Source organism: Polaromonas sp. P1_E3, from assembly GCF_056405935.1.
The window spans coordinates 1-534 of record NZ_JBFUBD010000860.1 but is presented as its reverse complement, the minus strand read 5'-3'; the positions used below and the strand labels follow the sequence as shown (position 1 = coordinate 534).

Sequence of the window (534 nt, the reverse complement as noted above, 5' to 3'; positions counted from 1 at the left end):
GGCCGGGCCGGTGAGCCCCTGCGACATGGCAGGAAGCACGGCCGCACCGGAAGTGACGGCCGCAGCCTGTTGCAGGAAATGGCGACGGGAAAGAAAGAGATTCGGCATGGGCCTGCGTTAGTGGTTCAGTCGGCGGGGGAAAGTTGAAGGGCAAGTTGCCCGAGGCACGGTCCACGGAAAAAAACACTTAAACCCGCAAACGTTCGGGACTTCGATAGGACCTTATATTTGCTGGAAAGCCAACAGGCAACCCATTCTAGGCAGGCAATGGCATCTGTGCAGACGCCGGGCCGCCTTTTACCTCCATCACAGGAAAACGCCATGAACATTGAAATCCGAAACGCGCACGCCGGTGACGCTGCAATCATTCACGGCTTCATCGTCGAGCTGGCCACTTACGAAAAAGCAGCGCATGAAGTCATCGCGAATGTCGCCGACATCAAGCGCAGCCTCTTTGAAACCGGGACGCCTGCCCGGGGCCTCATTTGCGAAATCGACGGCAAGCCGGTGGGCTTTGCGGTGTACTTCCTCAGC

At 58.2% G+C, this 534-nt stretch carries 2 protein-coding genes; one reads left to right on the top strand and one right to left on the bottom strand.

What is annotated here, in order from left to right; translation table 11 throughout:
* Positions 1-108: twin-arginine translocation signal domain-containing protein (locus tag AC1D0Z_RS23990; protein WP_477660602.1), on the bottom strand; the 108-nt coding region annotated here is incomplete at its 3' end.
* A gap of 213 nt (positions 109-321) precedes the next feature.
* Here AC1D0Z_RS23990 and AC1D0Z_RS23985 point away from each other — a divergent pair.
* Positions 322-534 (top strand): GNAT family N-acetyltransferase (locus AC1D0Z_RS23985; RefSeq protein WP_477660601.1); only part of this gene is annotated, 213 nt, incomplete at its 3' end.